At 42.8% G+C, this 15,325-nt stretch carries 16 protein-coding genes and 1 pseudogene; 3 read left to right on the top strand and 14 right to left on the bottom strand.

What is annotated here, in order from left to right; genetic code table 11:
- Positions 1–22: 22 nt before the first annotated feature.
- A complete protein-coding gene (gene rho / locus ACP26M_RS04170; RefSeq protein WP_426586438.1) occupies positions 23–1,657 on the bottom strand; it encodes a transcription termination factor Rho in 1,635 nt (544 codons plus the stop codon).
- A gap of 364 nt (positions 1,658–2,021) precedes the next feature.
- Here rho and pyrF point away from each other — a divergent pair, with 364 nt between their 5' ends.
- Entirely contained in the window at positions 2,022–2,852 is an 831-nt protein-coding gene (pyrF, locus tag ACP26M_RS04175) for an orotidine-5'-phosphate decarboxylase (RefSeq protein WP_426589695.1), read from the top strand.
- 121 nt (positions 2,853–2,973) lie between these two features.
- Here pyrF and dnaJ read toward each other — a convergent pair whose 3' ends face one another.
- The 5 genes from dnaJ to ACP26M_RS04200 form a co-directional block, all read right to left on the bottom strand.
- Positions 2,974–4,134, bottom strand: a complete 1,161-nt coding sequence (gene dnaJ / locus ACP26M_RS04180; protein WP_426586440.1) for a molecular chaperone DnaJ — start codon at positions 4,132–4,134, stop codon at positions 2,974–2,976.
- A 162-nt stretch (positions 4,135–4,296) separates the two neighbouring features.
- Positions 4,297–4,911 carry a nucleotide exchange factor GrpE gene (locus tag ACP26M_RS04185; RefSeq protein ID WP_426586442.1) on the bottom strand — a complete coding sequence of 205 codons (615 nt, stop codon included), beginning with the start codon at positions 4,909–4,911 and terminating at the stop codon, positions 4,297–4,299.
- A gap of 194 nt (positions 4,912–5,105) precedes the next feature.
- Entirely contained in the window at positions 5,106–5,786 is a 681-nt protein-coding gene (locus ACP26M_RS04190) for a cell division ATP-binding protein FtsE (RefSeq protein WP_090526556.1), read from the bottom strand.
- A gap of 5 nt (positions 5,787–5,791) precedes the next feature.
- On the bottom strand, positions 5,792–5,995 hold the full coding sequence (locus tag ACP26M_RS04195) for a fructose-6-phosphate aldolase (protein WP_090526558.1): 204 nt from the start codon (positions 5,993–5,995) through the stop codon (positions 5,792–5,794).
- Positions 5,996–6,115: 120 nt separating this feature from the next.
- Positions 6,116–7,141: an acyl-CoA reductase gene (locus tag ACP26M_RS04200; RefSeq protein WP_426586445.1), complete on the bottom strand. Its 1,026-nt coding sequence runs from the start codon at positions 7,139–7,141 to the stop codon at positions 6,116–6,118.
- Positions 7,142–7,242: 101 nt separating this feature from the next.
- On the opposite strand from ACP26M_RS04200, the gene ACP26M_RS04205 reads away from it, so the two are divergent.
- On the top strand, positions 7,243–7,596 hold the full coding sequence (locus ACP26M_RS04205) for a 4Fe-4S dicluster domain-containing protein (protein WP_090526563.1): 354 nt from the start codon (positions 7,243–7,245) through the stop codon (positions 7,594–7,596).
- Positions 7,597–7,861: 265 nt separating this feature from the next.
- Positions 7,862–8,626, top strand: a complete 765-nt coding sequence (locus ACP26M_RS04210; protein ID WP_188832721.1) for a C40 family peptidase — start codon at positions 7,862–7,864, stop codon at positions 8,624–8,626.
- Between the two features lie 92 nt (positions 8,627–8,718).
- Here ACP26M_RS04210 and ACP26M_RS04215 read toward each other — a convergent pair whose 3' ends face one another.
- From ACP26M_RS04215 to hisC, 8 genes and pseudogenes are all read right to left on the bottom strand, one after another.
- Entirely contained in the window at positions 8,719–9,630 is a 912-nt protein-coding gene (locus ACP26M_RS04215) for a WD40 repeat domain-containing protein (protein WP_176627626.1), read from the bottom strand.
- A gap of 100 nt (positions 9,631–9,730) precedes the next feature.
- Positions 9,731–10,318 (bottom strand): bifunctional phosphoribosyl-AMP cyclohydrolase/phosphoribosyl-ATP diphosphatase HisIE, encoded by a 588-nt coding sequence (gene hisIE, locus ACP26M_RS04220; RefSeq protein ID WP_091162321.1) that lies wholly within the window; start codon positions 10,316–10,318, stop codon positions 9,731–9,733.
- A 135-nt stretch (positions 10,319–10,453) separates the two neighbouring features.
- Positions 10,454–11,239 (bottom strand): imidazole glycerol phosphate synthase subunit HisF, encoded by a 786-nt coding sequence (gene hisF / locus ACP26M_RS04225; protein WP_426589697.1) that lies wholly within the window; start codon positions 11,237–11,239, stop codon positions 10,454–10,456.
- Between the two features lie 9 nt (positions 11,240–11,248).
- Positions 11,249–11,593 (bottom strand): annotated as a pseudogene (locus tag ACP26M_RS04230) (endonuclease domain-containing protein); the annotation flags it as partial.
- A gap of 40 nt (positions 11,594–11,633) precedes the next feature.
- Positions 11,634–12,383 carry a HisA/HisF-related TIM barrel protein gene (locus tag ACP26M_RS04235; RefSeq protein WP_090526572.1) on the bottom strand — a complete coding sequence of 250 codons (750 nt, stop codon included), beginning with the start codon at positions 12,381–12,383 and terminating at the stop codon, positions 11,634–11,636.
- A gap of 5 nt (positions 12,384–12,388) precedes the next feature.
- The gene (gene hisH / locus ACP26M_RS04240) at positions 12,389–13,057 is read right to left on the bottom strand and encodes an imidazole glycerol phosphate synthase subunit HisH (protein WP_090526574.1); all 669 of its coding nucleotides are present in this window, start codon (positions 13,055–13,057) and stop codon (positions 12,389–12,391) included.
- Between the two features lie 36 nt (positions 13,058–13,093).
- Positions 13,094–14,233 carry a bifunctional histidinol-phosphatase/imidazoleglycerol-phosphate dehydratase HisB gene (gene hisB / locus ACP26M_RS04245; RefSeq protein WP_426586450.1) on the bottom strand — a complete coding sequence of 380 codons (1,140 nt, stop codon included), beginning with the start codon at positions 14,231–14,233 and terminating at the stop codon, positions 13,094–13,096.
- Between the two features lie 45 nt (positions 14,234–14,278).
- Positions 14,279–15,325, bottom strand: coding sequence for a histidinol-phosphate transaminase (gene hisC, locus ACP26M_RS04250; RefSeq protein ID WP_090526578.1), 1,047 nt, complete (start codon positions 15,323–15,325; stop codon positions 14,279–14,281).

Below are 15,325 nucleotides of genomic sequence, written 5' to 3' on the forward strand. Positions count from 1 at the left end.
TAACTTCATTATCGCTAAAATATTACGAATTCATCGAAATCAGAAATTCTTCGTTAGTTTTTGTGCCCCTTATTTGAGCTTGTAAAAACTCCATTGATTCCTGCGAATTCATATCGGCAAGGTGATTGCGAAGGATCCAGATACGCTGAAGCGTGTCACGGTCAAGCAGTAAGTCGTCGCGGCGGGTACTTGAAGCGGTGATATCGATAGCAGGGAAGATGCGTTTATTTGATAATTTACGATCCAGTTGTAACTCCATGTTGCCGGTACCTTTAAATTCTTCAAAAATAACCTCATCCATTTTTGAGCCGGTTTCGGTAAGCGCTGTGGCGATGATAGTTAATGAACCGCCATCCTCAATGTTACGCGCGGCGCCAAAAAAGCGTTTAGGTTTGTGCAATGCGTTAGCATCAACACCGCCTGATAATATTTTACCTGATGCAGGGGCAACAGTATTATAAGCGCGTGCCAAACGGGTGATAGAGTCAAGGAGGATCACTACGTCATGGCCACACTCCACCATACGTTTTGATTTTTCAAGTACAATATTAGCAATTTTTACGTGGCGTTCGGCTGGCTCATCAAAGGTTGATGATACAACTTCGGCTCGTACACTACGGGCCATGTCGGTAACCTCTTCCGGACGTTCGTCTATCAGCAATATAATAAGGTATACTTCAGGATGGTTTTTGGCAATAGCATTGGCCACATCCTTTAATAACATGGTTTTACCAGTTTTTGGCTGTGCCACGATTAAACCACGCTGACCTTTACCAATAGGCGAAAACAGGTCCATAATGCGGGTTGAATAGTTGTTCGGATCGGTGAAGAGGCTCAGCTTTTCGGAAGGGAACAATGGCGTTAAGTGATCAAACGGAACGCGGTCACGCACTTCGGCCGGGATTCGGCCGTTAATGGCCTCAACACGTACCAGCGGGAAGTATTTTTCACCTTCTTTCGGTGGGCGGATGCTGCCCCTAACAGTATCACCTGTTTTAAGGCCGAATAGTTTTATCTGCGATTGTGATACGTAAATATCATCGGGAGAAGTAAGGTAGTTATAATCAGATGAACGAAGGAAGCCATAACCATCAGGCATGATTTCCAAAACACCCTCATTTACAATTACATTATCAAAATCGAGATTGATTGGCGGTTCCTGTGCTTTTTGCTGGTTTTGGTTGTTGCTGTTAACCCTGCGCTCAAATTTTTGCGGGCGGGCTTCCGGAACAACTTCTTCTGTACGGGTAACTGTTTCACCGGCTTGCGGCGCTTCCGTTTCTGTGGTTACAGCAGGAATTTCAGTTTCCGGATCATCCTGTGATGGCTCATCATCCTGCGCATCAAAAAGATTGGTATCATCTAAAGGAACCTCTATACGCGGTTTTGATGAATCTTTGGTTTTTATAACACGAGTTCTTTTTCGGGGTTTTTCAATTGTTTCGGCAGGCGCTTCGCCTGGCGCGGGTGTAGGGGTATAGTTTGATTCAATTAGATCTTGTTGGGCCCTGGCGGCTTCAATAAGCTGTTGTTGTTCAATAATACGGGCAACAAGCTGAGCTTTACGTAGTTCGTCGGCCTCAGCAATACCTAAATTTCTGGCAATTTCGCGCAACTCAGAAACGAGTTTGTCGTTCAATTCAATTTTATCAGACATGATATGAATTATAGTTCAATGGGATTTTTTAATTGTAATTTGTTTTCAAACGGCAAAAATTTCTATGCAAGTGTTAAAGCTTGACCACATGTAAAAACATATGAGGCTATAATTGAAAGAAATTGATCTTGAAACCTTGTTTTAGTAAACATCCAACCCCATGCAAGTATTATTTAAAGTGTTAATAAAAAGCGTGGTGATTTAAATTGTTTCTTTAGTGCAAGAAAAATTCAATGGAAAACGATGCAAGTGTAAACAATTATTCTTTAATTTCAAATTAATTAAATAAATATCACTTATATCAGAACACATAAGCCAAATTTTTAGTTTTTTTGACAATTAAAATATTATTCAGTCGCTGATGATGTCCCGCCAAGAGTTAATTGAACAAATCAAAAAAAAGAAATCGTTTTTATGTGTTGGGCTTGATCCCGATCTCAACAAGATCCCGGAATTTTTAAGATCATATCCCGATCCTGTACTTGAATTTAACAAACGCATCATTGATGCTACGCAGGATCTCTGTATAGCTTATAAGCCTAATGCCGCTTTTTACGAAGCCTATGGTATAAAAGGATTACAAAGCTTAATTGATACCTATAAATACCTGCCCAAAGATTGTTTAAGCATCATTGACGCTAAACGGGGCGATATCGGCAATACATCCGATAAATATGCCAAAGCATTTTTTGATGAGCAATCGGGCGGGATGAGCTTTGATGCTATAACCATTACGCCTTATATGGGTAATGACAGTGTTACGCCATATCTTGCTTACGAGGGTAAATGGGTTATTATTTTGGCCCTAACATCATCTGTAGGTAGTAAGGATTTTCAATACCTGCAAACCGGGGATGGCTATTTATATGAAAATGTGATAAAAAAGGCCAACACCTGGGCCGGAGCCGACAGGATCATGTACGTAGTAGGGGCTACTAAAAGCACCGAATTTACCAATATCCGCGCATACGCGCCAGATAGCTTTTTACTGGTACCCGGAGTAGGGGCGCAGGGCGGAAGCCTGGAAGAAGTTTGCAAATACGGTATTACTAAAGATTGTGGCCTTATTGTAAACTCGTCGCGTTCTATATTATATGCAAGCAACGGTGAAGATTTTGCCGACGCCGCCCGCGCGGAAGCCCTAAGTTTGCAGCAGCAAATGCAGGTGGAGTTGGAAAAAGCTGGGGTGATATAATGTCAGTCAGGCGCCCGCGCTTGAACTTGCGTTGAGAAACTAAAAAGCCCGAAGTCATAATAACTCCGGGCTTTGATATATTTTTCAGCTTTCGCCTTTATCCTTTTACCTAAAGCAAATACTATTCAAAGTATTCCTTCATCCGTTCAAAGAAACTTTTTTCGTTTTTGCCCGGATTGGGTTTAAAGTTAGGAGAACCTTGCAGTTTTTCCAGGATCTCACGCTCCTCGCGGCTTAATGCTTTTGGTGTCCATATGTTAATGTGCACCAACTGATCACCACGGTGATATGAGTTTACTTCTGGTAGTCCCTTACCTTTCAGGCGCAGGATTTTGCCTCCTTGTGTTCCGGGGTCAATTTTTATTTTGGCTTTACCGTCAATGGTTGGCACTTCAATAGATGTGCCTAAAGTTGCATCAACAAAGTTTACATGCAGATCATAGATCACATTGTTGCCATCACGTTTTAATGTTTCGTGAGGTACTTCTTCAATCAGGATGATAAGGTCGCCGGGAACACCGCCGCGTGGGGCTGCATTACCTTTACCGCTCATGCTCAACTGCATACCTTCGCTAACACCTGCAGGCACCTGGATGGTGATCAGCTCTTCACCGCGAACCACGCCGTCACCATGACAAACATTACATTTTGACAGTATGGTTGAACCTTCTCCGTTACAGGTAGGGCAGGTGCTGGTGGTTTGCATCTGGCCTAAAATGGTATTGGTTACTCTGCGTACCGCACCTGAACCACCGCAGGTTTTGCAGGTTTGGAACGATGATTTGTCCTTAGCACCGCTGCCGTCGCAGGTTTTACAGATGATCTGCTTGTTAACCTTGATTTTCTTTTCGGCCCCGTTGGCAATTTCTTCAAGTGTTAAGCGCACTTTAATACGTAGGTTACTACCGCGGGCTACACGCCTGCCGCCGCCGCTTTGACGGCCGCCGCCAAAGAAGCCTTCAAACGGACTGCCCCCGCCAAAAATATCGCCAAACTGGCTAAATATGTCGTCCATATTCATGCCACCGCCACCATAACCGCCACCATTTGGCGATGAAGCGTTGGCTGCATGGCCAAACTGATCATAACGCTGACGTTTTTCGGGAGTGCTTAGTACTTCGTAAGCTTCGGCAGCTTCCTTAAACTTTTCTTCCGCTTCCTTATCGCCCTGGTTTTTATCAGGGTGATATTTAATAGCCATTTTACGATATGCTTTTTTTATGTCATCAGCACTTGCGCCTTTCGCAACCCCAAGCACATCGTAATAATCTCTTTTAGCCATGTTATTTAATGTCGAATTAATGAGTTAGTGAGTTAGCGAATTATATGCGGCGTCCCAACCAATAATCCAAACTCATGATTTTATTTGTAATGCAGAATGATTGATTAAGCGAAAAGTGATTAAACCACTAATTCACTAAATCAATCATTCAATAATTAATTTTTATGCTCCTACAACCACTTTAGCAAAGCGGATCACTTTGTCGTTAAGGGTATAGCCTTTTTCCATTTCGTCCATTACCTTGCCTTTAAGGTCATCAGTAGGTGCAGGAATATTGGTGATGGCTTCATGCAGGTCGGCATCAAAGGCATTGCCTATTGATGTCATTTCTTTCAGGCCTTTTTGGCCAAGTATATTTTTCAGCTTGTTTTGGATCAAAGTAACGCCCTCTTTAACCGGGGCCACTTCGGTAGCCTTATCCATAGCGCGTTGCGCGCGCTCAAAGTCGTCAAGTACGGGTAGTAAAGCCACAATTACATCTTTACCTTCAGTTTTGCGGGCTTCCTCGCGTTCTTTAATGGTACGCCTTCTAAAGTTATCAAATTCGGCATATAAACGCAAGTACTTGTCATTAGCCTGTGCCAGTTCTTCTTTCAATTTTTCTTCGACAGTTGCGGCAGCAGCAGTTTCTTGTTGGATTTCCGTGGCTGTAGCTTCTGCTATCGGGGCTTGTTCCTGCCCCTCGTCATGTAATTGCTCGTTGTTCACTTCGTTTATATTTTCAGTATTATCCGTATTTTCTTTCTTCTTTTTCTTCAACATATCGTTAAATTTCATAGCGAGTAGTGCCAATCAAGTATCTTGCCACAACTGTAAAGCAGTCAAGCTGTCAGTGGCATGTAGTAATTTTAAGAAAGGGTGACAGGGGAAGCGCCAAATGGGCAAACCAGAACCATGATTCGCCTGATTTAAGGATGCCTTGAGTTTTATGCATCAGGGACATCCTTAAATCCTAAAAATCATGGTTTAGTTTATATCTCCACATCTTCCAAAACCTTACCGTTCTCGCATTTGATAATACGCGACGGAAAAGCGCGGATTATGTGATAATCGTGCGTGGCTACCAGTACAGCAGTGCCCGATTGACTGATCTGTTTCAGCAGGAGTACAATTTCTTCAGATGTTTCGGGGTCGAGGTTGCCTGTAGGTTCATCGGCCAGGATTATTTCTGGATCATTAAGCAGGGCGCGCGCTATAACCACACGCTGCTGCTCGCCACCTGAAAGTTCGTGAGGCATTTTCTTTAATTTTGACCGCAGGCCAACTTTCTCAAGTACATCAAGAGCTTTATCTGCAATCAGCTTTTTATCGTTCCAACCGGTCGCACGCATTACAAAGTTGAGATTTTGCTCAATGGTACGATCGGTAAGCAACTGAAAATCCTGGAAAACTATACCCAGTTTACGGCGCAGGTAGGGAATGTCGCGGCTGGGTAGCTTGCTTAATTCATAACCACAGGCATGACCGGTACCGGCTTTAATTCCCAAATCGCCATAAATTACTTTCAGCAGGCTGCTTTTTCCTGACCCTGTCTGACCTATCAGCCACACAAAGTCACCTTTATCAACATGTAAATTCACGTTTGAAAGTACCAGGTGCGCCTGTTGAAAAATATCAACGTTGTTTAGTTTTATTATAGAATTTCCAATCATCGTTTTTATAGCTCTAATTTTAAGATCTGCCCAAACGGCAGGTCTTTGATAATATTCATGATTTCGTCGGCCTTGTCGCCCAAGCCAACTTTGTCCAGCGATTTATCCGGCCTGTCAACCCTGAAATAAGCCAGCAGCGTAAATTTATCATCACGCAACTGCACATAATCGGGTATTTTAGCGACACCTTTAACTTTTATGATATACATTTTTTTAAGGTTAAAGCTGAAAGGTAAAAGGCAAAAGGTTGCCTTTTAAAGTGAAAAAGGTAGTAACCTTTCGCCTTTTACCTTTATCCTTTCACCTTACTTCCCAAAGGTATTATTTATTTAAAGACTTGACAAAAATTCCATCGTATCCACGCCGTCGGCATAATCCCATAGTTTGGGTTGCTGGCTTTGTCCAAAACCTACTACCTGGCTTGTAACCTGCAGCGGTAGTTTGCTCACTATACACTGGATATTTTCCGCATTCTGATCGATGATATTTTCGACCCCTGCCATGTCATGATAGTAGTTAAAGAATAATACTGACAGCGGAGATGTCAGCCTGTCATCTTCTTTAACCATCAAAAAACCGTTATCAAAATGTTTATCACCGTTAACCAGGTAAATGGATTTGTTATAATCGTAATTATTGTTGTATTTATGATGATTGATAATGGCTTTATGATCTTCTATCGATTCAAAAAAGAAAGTAAAGTCATACCCCTCTGGTACCAGTATTTTGGATACGTTGCGACAGCCAAGGCCGTAATAATCTAAAATGTCATGGCCGAGATTGAAAAGTTCGGCGGCGGTTTCCTTGCCGCCCAATACAGCGATGCTATTGCGGTTTTTGCGGATGATGTTAGGAACTTTACTAAAATAATAATCAAAATAACGTGAGCTGTTGTTGCTGCCTGTGGCTATGATGGCGTCAAAACCTTCCAGCCTGTCAACAAAGTTAAAGCTGCCGGCAAAAGCAGAATCAATAGCTACCAGTTTTTCCAATACAGCTTTGATGAGTCGTGCATCCTGTGATGAGGCTTTGATAAGCGCCTTGTTGCCGGAAGCAATAACACAAAGCACGTCATGAAACCCTACCAGCGGGATGTTGCCTGCCAGTATAAGCCCTACGTTTTTTGCAGGTTTGCCTGTTTCAAGCACATATTTCGAAAGCCATGTAGTTAGATCTTCCACGTTAAGCATGGCGCCTATGGCTGTAACGGCTTCTGAAACACTTGCCGGCGTAAACCAGGCATTATGATATTGTTCGTTTTCAATGAGTGCGCTTAATGCCGCATCGGGGGCCAGGAGTTGCCTGCCTAACTCCGAAAATGAATTTATTGAGTTTTTTGGATTAATTTTTGACATATATATGTTAAGGGATTAAACCCTTAAAGCCTTTTTTTGTTATATTTGTACGCTTGTAATTTGCAGGCAAAGTTAATTGAGATTATTAGATATTTAGAAATATGGCGATTAAAATCACCGACGAATGCATAAACTGCGGGGCCTGCGAACCGGAATGCCCTAATAATGCTATTTATGATGCAGGAGCGGCCTGGCGTTTCAGCGATGGGACTGGCCTTAGAGGGATAATTGATTTTGGCGATGGTAATACCCTGAATGCCGAAGAAACACAAGCTGCATTATCTGACGATATTTATTATATAGTACCCGATAAGTGTACCGAATGTGTAGGTTTCCATGATGAACCCCAGTGTGCTGCGGTTTGCCCTGTAGATTGTTGTGTTGATGACGAAGATATCCGCGAAAGCGAAGAAGAGCTGCTTGCCAAAAAAGAGTGGCTGCATATGAACGAATAGGACATTATTTTAGGGATATAAAAAGGGATATGCAATGCATGTCCCTTTTTAGTTAGCGATGATTCGGCGAGTGATAAATTAAGTATTAAGGATTGCCGGAAGATTTCTGTTGGGTTAAATATTTCAAAAATATTTTGTATTATCGTATAGCTTTTACCCCAAAAGTTACTGATACCAATTATTAAATAATATCATATTAAAATGTTAACCGCGTATAGATTAAAAAATACGTGCCAGATTGTTGTTTATTTGACATTACAGAACTATGGAGTACGGGATATGTAATCTTGCTGTAATCCCGCTAAGGGCCGAGCCCAGTGAGCGGAGTGAGCAGGTATCGCAATTGCTATTTGGCGAAGTGTTTGAAATTACTGAGTGGCAAAACAACTGGGTTAAGATCATTGCCGAGGCGGATGGGTATATCGGGTGGATAGGCCGCTTGCAATTTGCTATGCTTGGTCATGTAGCGTATAAAAATATCAGGAACCATCCCTCAAAGCTCACTTACCAGCCGGTTACGCAGGCATGGAAAATGAGCGACAATAGTGTTGTTTATTTGCCGGCGGGCAGCTCGCTTGCTTTTTTAGAAGGGACCTCATGCCGCATTGGTCATGAACGTTTTGAAATAATTGGTAAAATTGGTGAGCCTGAAGATATTGCTGCCACCGCTAAAGCATTTCTGAACTCTCCTTACTTGTGGGGCGGGCGAACGCATTTTGGTATTGATTGCTCGGGCTTTACACAAATGGTTTACAAACTTAAAGGCCTCAGAATTAAGCGGGATGCAAGCATGCAGGTGAAAGAAGGTATCAAGGTTGATTCGATAAAGGAAGCACGGTTAGGCGATCTGGCTTTTTTTGATAATTCCGAAGGCAGGGTAACTCACGTAGGTATTATACTTAATAATGAGCACATCATTCATGCATCGGGCAAGGTTAAAATTGATACTATTAACGAAGATGGTATATACTCACGGGAGCAAAAAAAATATACCCATAACCTGTGCGGCATAAGGCGTTTTTTTAATTAGCTCCATGCCTTATTTACCCCAATAATGTAAAGGCATACGGAAGGAAGATAGTTTAATTTGGTAAGATAAGTTTCCTGAAAAAAAGAAGGATGTCAACTAAATTTAATCTCCCATGAAATGATCTTTTTATCGTCACTTACCGAAAGGAGTTGGTCGGGAGTTCCCCAAGCTAATTTATTGACAGATAACACATGGCCTGGATAGCCTTTTTCCCTGCTGATATTTTTGTAGAGTTTAAAATCGTCCGATCCCCAAATCTTGATACTTTTATCCATGCTGGCGGTAGCAAAATAGGGTAGGGTGGGATGGAATGCAATATGGTTCACCGCAAATAAATGGGCAGGAACATTTTTTATTTCATGATAACTGCTGCTATCCCAAATCTTTACCTGTGCATCTCTTGAGCCGGAAGCGATGTAACTCCCATCGGGACTGTAGACAAGCGCAAAAACAGCCATAGTATGGCCATGAAGAGCTTTAATAATAGTATAATCTTCCAGGTCGTAAATGGCGATGTGATTATCCCGGCAACCGAATGCCACCTGTTTTTGATCCGGCGAAACGGCAATACAACGAACGGTGTCCCTGGATACTGTTATGCTGTGCACCATTTCAAGCGTTTTAAGGTTCCATACAGATACGGTGCCATCTTCCGATGCTATTAATAACTCATCTTTTTTAACTGATGATTTGATATCGAAGATAGCCTTGCGGTGGTGCCTTAAAGGTTTGAGCAATTTTTGCTGAATAAAATCAAACACCAGAACTTCGCCGCTGCGCAAACCAGCAAACATTAGCGGATATCCCTCCGGACAATGAATAGCATAAATAGATGCATTGACCGGGAACATCACTTTAATAAAAGTGAAATCATTCAAGCCCCATTCAACCAGTCCTTTATCATTTCCGCCCGTAAACAATATGCCCGGCTTTTGCGATAACTCAAGCGTGAATATTGGGTTGGCATGGCCTGTGAGCTCGGCTGTTTTTTGGATGGTGATCATTTCAGTTTGCAGTTGCCGGTTGGCAGTTTATAGTTTTGTATTTTGCAATATTAGTTAAAACTCTCCAACTGCCTGCTGCAAACTCAAAACTGCCAACTATTTACTTATGTCTTGATTCTAAATTTTTAGCGATAGTTTCCAGTGTTAAACCTTTTTCACGAAGCAGAACCAATAGATGGAAAACCAGGTCTGATGATTCATTGATCAGGTCGGTTTCTGTTTCGGCAAGGGCGGCGATAACAGTTTCAACTCCTTCTTCACCAACTTTCTGGGCTATTTTGTTAAGGCCTTTGTTGCGAAGTTTATTTACATATGATCCTTCAACCGGGTTAGTATATCTGTCGGCAATGATATTTTCCAGCTCCAGGATAAAATTTTGATTAAATTCGGTATTGAAGCAGCTGCGTGAGCCTGTATGACAGGTTGGGCCGTCGGCTTTCACTTTGATCAGCAGCGTATCATTATCGCAATCAATGCTGATGCTTTTTACATGCAGGAAGTTGCTGCTGGTTTCCCCCTTAGTCCATAAACGGTTTTTTGTACGGGAATAAAAAGTAACGATATTTTCCTGAACGGTTTTATCGTAAGCTTCCTGGTTCATGTAACCCAGCATCAGTACCTCTAAAGTTTGCTCGTCCTGTATAATTACGGGGACAAGTCCGCCGGTTTTTTCAAAATCTATATTCATTCTTTTCTTTTAATTTCCTCCCTGGGGAGGGGTGTATTGGGAATGTGCAATGGCAGGGAGGGGGGGACATCTGTTGCTGAAACCCCTCCCTACACCCTCCCAAGGGAGGGAATCGCGCAAGGCCGCCGCGTTATCTCAAATCCTAACTTCTATTTTATTGCTTTGCAATATCCGCTTTAAATCCGGTATCAAAATCTCACCATAATGAAACACTGAAGCCGCCAGTGCTGCATCCACATTGGTTTTCTCAAATACATCAACAAAGTGTTCAACCTTGCCTGCACCGCCCGAAGCTATCACCGGGATATGCACGGCATCATTAACAGTTTTCAGCAAACCATTATCAAAGCCGCCTTTGGTGCCGTCATGATCCATAGAAGTGAGCAGGATTTCGCCTGCGCCACGGCTTTCAGCCTCCAGGATCCACTCCAGTGTTTGGCGCTCGGTTGGCAGCCTGCCGCCATTCAGGTGTACTATATTTTTATCACCAATGCTACGGGTATCAACTGCTATTACTACAAACTGAACACCGAAGGCATTAGCAAGTTCATCTATCAGCTTAGGATTACGTACCGCGGCCGAATTGATGGAGATTTTATCGGCTCCGGCATTGAGTAGTGCATCGGCATCCGCAATTTCATTAATACCTCCTCCGATAGTGAAAGGGATATTGATCTGCCTGGCAACAGCTTTTACCAGTTCAACCATAGTTTTACGGCGTTCAACGGTTGCTGTAATATCCAGAAAAACGAGTTCGTCGGCCCCTTGGTTGGAATAGTTCCATGCCAGTTCAACGGGATCGCCGGCGTCTCTCAAATCTACGAAGTTCACACCTTTAACGGTGCGCCCGTCTTTAACGTCTAAACAAGGAATAATTCGCTTGGCAAGCCCCCCCCGCCCCCTAAAGGGGGAGCTTTGGATTTGCGTATTTATATTTTCCAATACTTTTTCTAAATTATTAAGCACCTGGTCATTGGTAAAGCGCAATACTTTAAGTCCATCGGAAACCAAGTTGTTTTGTCTAACAATATCATTTTGAATTACATCAGGAAGATTATGAATACTTCCATCCAATTCAATGATTAATTTATATTGGTGACAATAGAAATCAGCGATGTAAATTCCTAAAGGATGCTGCCTTCGAAATTTTACACCCAACCGTTTACCCTTTAATTGTTCCCAAAGTAACTCTTCGGCAACTGTCATTCTATAACGAAGTGCTTCTGCGTTTTGAAAGACTAATCGATCTGCTCCCAAAAACATTTTTCTTTTCATTATAAAACTATTGTTCCCCCTTTAGGGGGTTAGGGGGCGATTATATCGATATCAATGCGTCCAAATTCCAGTGTTTCACGTTTTCAATGGTGATATGGCCCTCATATATGGCTTTGCCAACTACTACCGACTCAACTTTTAAGCGGTTAAGTTTTTCGATATCGCTCATGGAGCTAACGCCGCCTGAGGCGATCAACTTAATGAACGGGGAATGGTCAAGCAGTTTTTCGTACAGTTCAATGCCGGCACCGCCCAATTTACCGTCTTTATTAATGTCAGTACAAAGGAAACGGAAGAAACCTAAAGCCAGGCATTTATCAACGTAATCCATCAGTTTGATGGGGGAGCTTTCCATCCAGCCTGAGTATTTGATTACCTCGTCAAGTACGTCGATGGCTACTACCACCTGGTCGGAGCATTTGTCTTTGCCGCAGATCTCTTTGCTCAGATCTGGTAGAAAATCAGGGTTGGTAAGTGCCTGCGTGCCAACAATAACGCGGTGAACGCCTGCATCTATCAGCTCTTTTACTTTTTCGATGCTGCGTATACCACCGCCATACTGTACCTTCATATCAGTTTTACGGATCACGTCAAACAGGTACTGCTGATTGCTGAAATCATTTTTTGCGCCGTTAAGGTCGATAATGTGGATGAAGTTGGTGCCGTTGCTCTGGTAGCGTTCAATCATTTCTTCAAGGGTAACATCGTATTCGGTTACCTGTTTGTAGTCGCCTTCACGAAGACGGACAACCTTCTTGTTCAAAATGTCAATGGCAGGAATAATGTACATATCCTTTATATTTTTGAGAAATTAGTTAACAATGTTTCGCCAAACACGCCCGACTTTTCGGGGTGAAATTGTACGCCGTAAAAATTATCAAGCCAAATTGATGCCGAAAATTGATTTCCGTAATCGGAGGCTAATAAAGTGTATGCTTTATCATACTCAATAAAGTATGAATGTACAAAGTAAAAATGTGAACCTGACGGTATATTTTCAAATAGCGGGTTGTCCTTTTCAGGGTAAACCCTGTTCCAGCCCGTGTGCGGCACTTTATGATCGGCGCTATCTTTAAACCTTAAAGTTTTAACCGGTATGATATCCAACAGGTTAGAGTCGCCCTCTTCAGAGTAAGAGGTAAGCAATTGCATACCTACACAAATACCGAGGGTGGGCTTTTTTAACGCTTTGATGGAAGGTACAAGCCCGGTAGCTTTAAGCTTATTCATGGCTGCGCCCGCATGTCCGACACCGGGGATGATATAGCGGTCGTACTTGTCAAAATCCTCCTCGCTGTTTATAAAGCCATAGGGGATACCTAAGCGCTCTAAAGCGGCAGTTAGGGAAAATATGTTTCCGGCTCCGTATAGGATGATGCCGATACCCCCCCCGCCCCCTGAAGGGGGTGCCTCTGCGAGGCTTTTATCGGTTCCCGATGTATTGTTTTGATCTGGTGTTTCCATTTTGATTAGTTACTCCCCCTTTAGGAGGCTGGGGAGTTACAAAAGCCCTTTAGTGCTTGGTAAAACCATCTTATCTACATCACGTTTTACAGCCACTTTTATTGCCTTGGCAAAGGCTTTAAATATAGCTTCAATTTTGTGATGTTCGTTTTGTCCTTCTGCTTTTATATTCAGGTTGCTTTTTGAGGCATCGCTGAATGATTTGAAGAAGTGGTAGAACATTTCGGTAGGCACATCGCCTACTTTTTCGCGTTTAAAATCGGCTTCCCAAACAAGCCAGTTACGGCCGCCGAAATCAATAGCAGCTTGTGCAAGGCAATCGTCCATTGGCAAACAGAAACCGTAACGTTCAATTCCCATTTTGTTGCCCAAAGCAGCGGCAAATACTTCGCCTAAAGCAATGCCGGTATCTTCAATGGTATGATGCTCGTCGATATGCAGATCTCCTTTGGCTGTAATTTCCAGGTCAATACTACCATGACGGGCAATCTGATCCAGCATGTGGTCAAAAAAATGCAAACCGGTTGATATTTTGGCATCGCCCTTACCATCAAGGTTTATTTTGATATAGATATCGGTTTCCTTAGTGGCACGGCGATGTTCAAATACCCGCTGACCAAGTTTCAGAAACTCATAGATCTTTTGCCAGTCGGTAGTTTCAAGGGCGATAACGTCATCAATATGATCTGCTTCGCTAAACTCGTTGCCGCCAAGGTTGCTGTTGTTGTTAAGCCAGATAGCTTTTGCACCCAGGTTTTTTGCCAGCAGCACATCGTTTTTACGATCGCCGATGGTAAACGAATTTTTCAGGTCGTATTTAACCGCATCTAAGTATTGCGTTAACAGTGCAGTGCCCGGCTTACGGGTGGGGGCATTATCACGCGCAAAAGTACGGTCAATGATCTGGTTAGCAAATTTTACGCCTTCACCTTCAAAGGTTTGCAGGATGAAATTGTGGACAGGCCAAAATGTATCTTCAGGATAAACAGAAGTTCCTAAACCGTCCTGGTTGGTAACCATTACCAGTTCAAAATCAAGTTCTTTGGCTATTTTGGGCAGATAGGTTAACGCGCCCGGATAAAACTCCAGCTTGGAAAATGAATCAATTTGCTCATCAGCAGGCTCTTTGATCAGGGTGCCGTCGCGGTCGACAAATAATATTTTCTGTAAACTCATTCTTTATAATTAGTGAATTAGCGAATTATTGAGTTAGTGATTTTTTTATTTAAAGTTTTGAAGCGCTTCGAGTAAAATAGTGTTCTCATCTGGTGTGCCTACAGTGATGCGCAGACAGCCCTCGCAAAGCTCAACTTTTGAACGGTTGCGCACTATAATGCCCTGTTTTACCAGGTAGTCGTAAATACCGTTAGCATTGGTGGTTTTTACAAGGATAAAGTTGGCATCTGAAGGGTAAATATCTACCACAAACTCAAAATCTTTCAGTTGTAAAACCAACCTGTCGCGTTGTGTAAGGGTTTCTTTAATCCATTCATTAACCTGACCAACGTTTGCCAGGGCAGCCAATGCCAGCTGTTGTGAGGACTCGTTAACGTTATAAGGCGGCTTTACTTTGTTCATCACCTCAATGATTTCCTCGCTGGCGAAAGCCATACCAACACGTAAACCGGCCAGGCCCCAGGCTTTGGAAAGGGTTTGCATTACCACAAGGTTGGCACATTCGGTCAATTCCTGTATAAATGACTTTTGACGGCTGAAGTTGATGTAAGCCTCATCAACCACTACAATTCCGCTGAAGTTGGCCAGCAGGGTTTGAATATCATCGCGGTTGATAGAATTGCCAGTCGGGTTGTTGGGCGAGCAGATAAAGATGAGCTTGGTGTTTTTGTCGATAGCTTCGGCAATTCCCTCTAAATTTAGCTGATAATCTTCCGTAAGGTTTACTTTGCGGGCCTGGATATCGTTGATATTGGCCGATACCTCGTACATGCCATAAGTAGGCGGCACCAATATCACATTGTCAACACCCGGGTTACAAAAGCTGCGGAACAGGATATCGATAGCTTCATCACTGCCGTTGCCTACAAAAATATTGCGCGGCGGTACGCCTTTAATTTCGGTAATGCGTTTTTTTAAATCGTACTGTAAAGGATCAGGGTAGCGGTTAAACTGCTGATCTAAAGGAGAGCCAAAAGCATTTTCGTTGGCATCCAGGAAAACGCTTGCTTCACCCTGGTATTCATCGCGTGCCGATGAATAGGGTACAAGACGTTTTATATTTTCTCTGAGTATATTATTTATGTCGAACAT

The sequence above is a fragment of the Mucilaginibacter sp. R-33 genome, assembly GCF_049949235.1.
GTDB lineage: Bacteria > Bacteroidota > Bacteroidia > Sphingobacteriales > Sphingobacteriaceae > Mucilaginibacter.

What these genes read in the sequence shown, in the direction of transcription:
- rho (WP_426586438.1), bottom strand. Translation starts at nt 1,657, where the DNA reads ATGTCTGATAAAATTGAATTGAACGACAAACTCGTTTCTGAGTTGCGC.
- pyrF (WP_426589695.1), top strand. Translation starts at nt 2,022, where the DNA reads ATGTCCCGCCAAGAGTTAATTGAACAAATCAAAAAAAAGAAATCGTTT.
- dnaJ (WP_426586440.1), bottom strand. Translation starts at nt 4,134, where the DNA reads ATGGCTAAAAGAGATTATTACGATGTGCTTGGGGTTGCGAAAGGCGCA.
- ACP26M_RS04185 (WP_426586442.1), bottom strand. Translation starts at nt 4,911, where the DNA reads ATGAAATTTAACGATATGTTGAAGAAAAAGAAGAAAGAAAATACGGAT.
- ACP26M_RS04190 (WP_090526556.1), bottom strand. Translation starts at nt 5,786, where the DNA reads ATGATTGGAAATTCTATAATAAAACTAAACAACGTTGATATTTTTCAA.
- ACP26M_RS04195 (WP_090526558.1), bottom strand. Translation starts at nt 5,995, where the DNA reads ATGTATATCATAAAAGTTAAAGGTGTCGCTAAAATACCCGATTATGTG.
- ACP26M_RS04200 (WP_426586445.1), bottom strand. Translation starts at nt 7,141, where the DNA reads ATGTCAAAAATTAATCCAAAAAACTCAATAAATTCATTTTCGGAGTTA.
- ACP26M_RS04205 (WP_090526563.1), top strand. Translation starts at nt 7,243, where the DNA reads ATGGCGATTAAAATCACCGACGAATGCATAAACTGCGGGGCCTGCGAA.
- ACP26M_RS04210 (WP_188832721.1), top strand. Translation starts at nt 7,862, where the DNA reads ATGGAGTACGGGATATGTAATCTTGCTGTAATCCCGCTAAGGGCCGAG.
- ACP26M_RS04215 (WP_176627626.1), bottom strand. Translation starts at nt 9,630, where the DNA reads ATGATCACCATCCAAAAAACAGCCGAGCTCACAGGCCATGCCAACCCA.
- hisIE (WP_091162321.1), bottom strand. Translation starts at nt 10,318, where the DNA reads ATGAATATAGATTTTGAAAAAACCGGCGGACTTGTCCCCGTAATTATA.
- ACP26M_RS04235 (WP_090526572.1), bottom strand. Translation starts at nt 12,383, where the DNA reads ATGTACATTATTCCTGCCATTGACATTTTGAACAAGAAGGTTGTCCGT.
- hisH (WP_090526574.1), bottom strand. Translation starts at nt 13,057, where the DNA reads ATGGAAACACCAGATCAAAACAATACATCGGGAACCGATAAAAGCCTC.
- hisB (WP_426586450.1), bottom strand. Translation starts at nt 14,233, where the DNA reads ATGAGTTTACAGAAAATATTATTTGTCGACCGCGACGGCACCCTGATC.
- hisC (WP_090526578.1), bottom strand. Translation starts at nt 15,325, where the DNA reads ATGTTCGACATAAATAATATACTCAGAGAAAATATAAAACGTCTTGTA.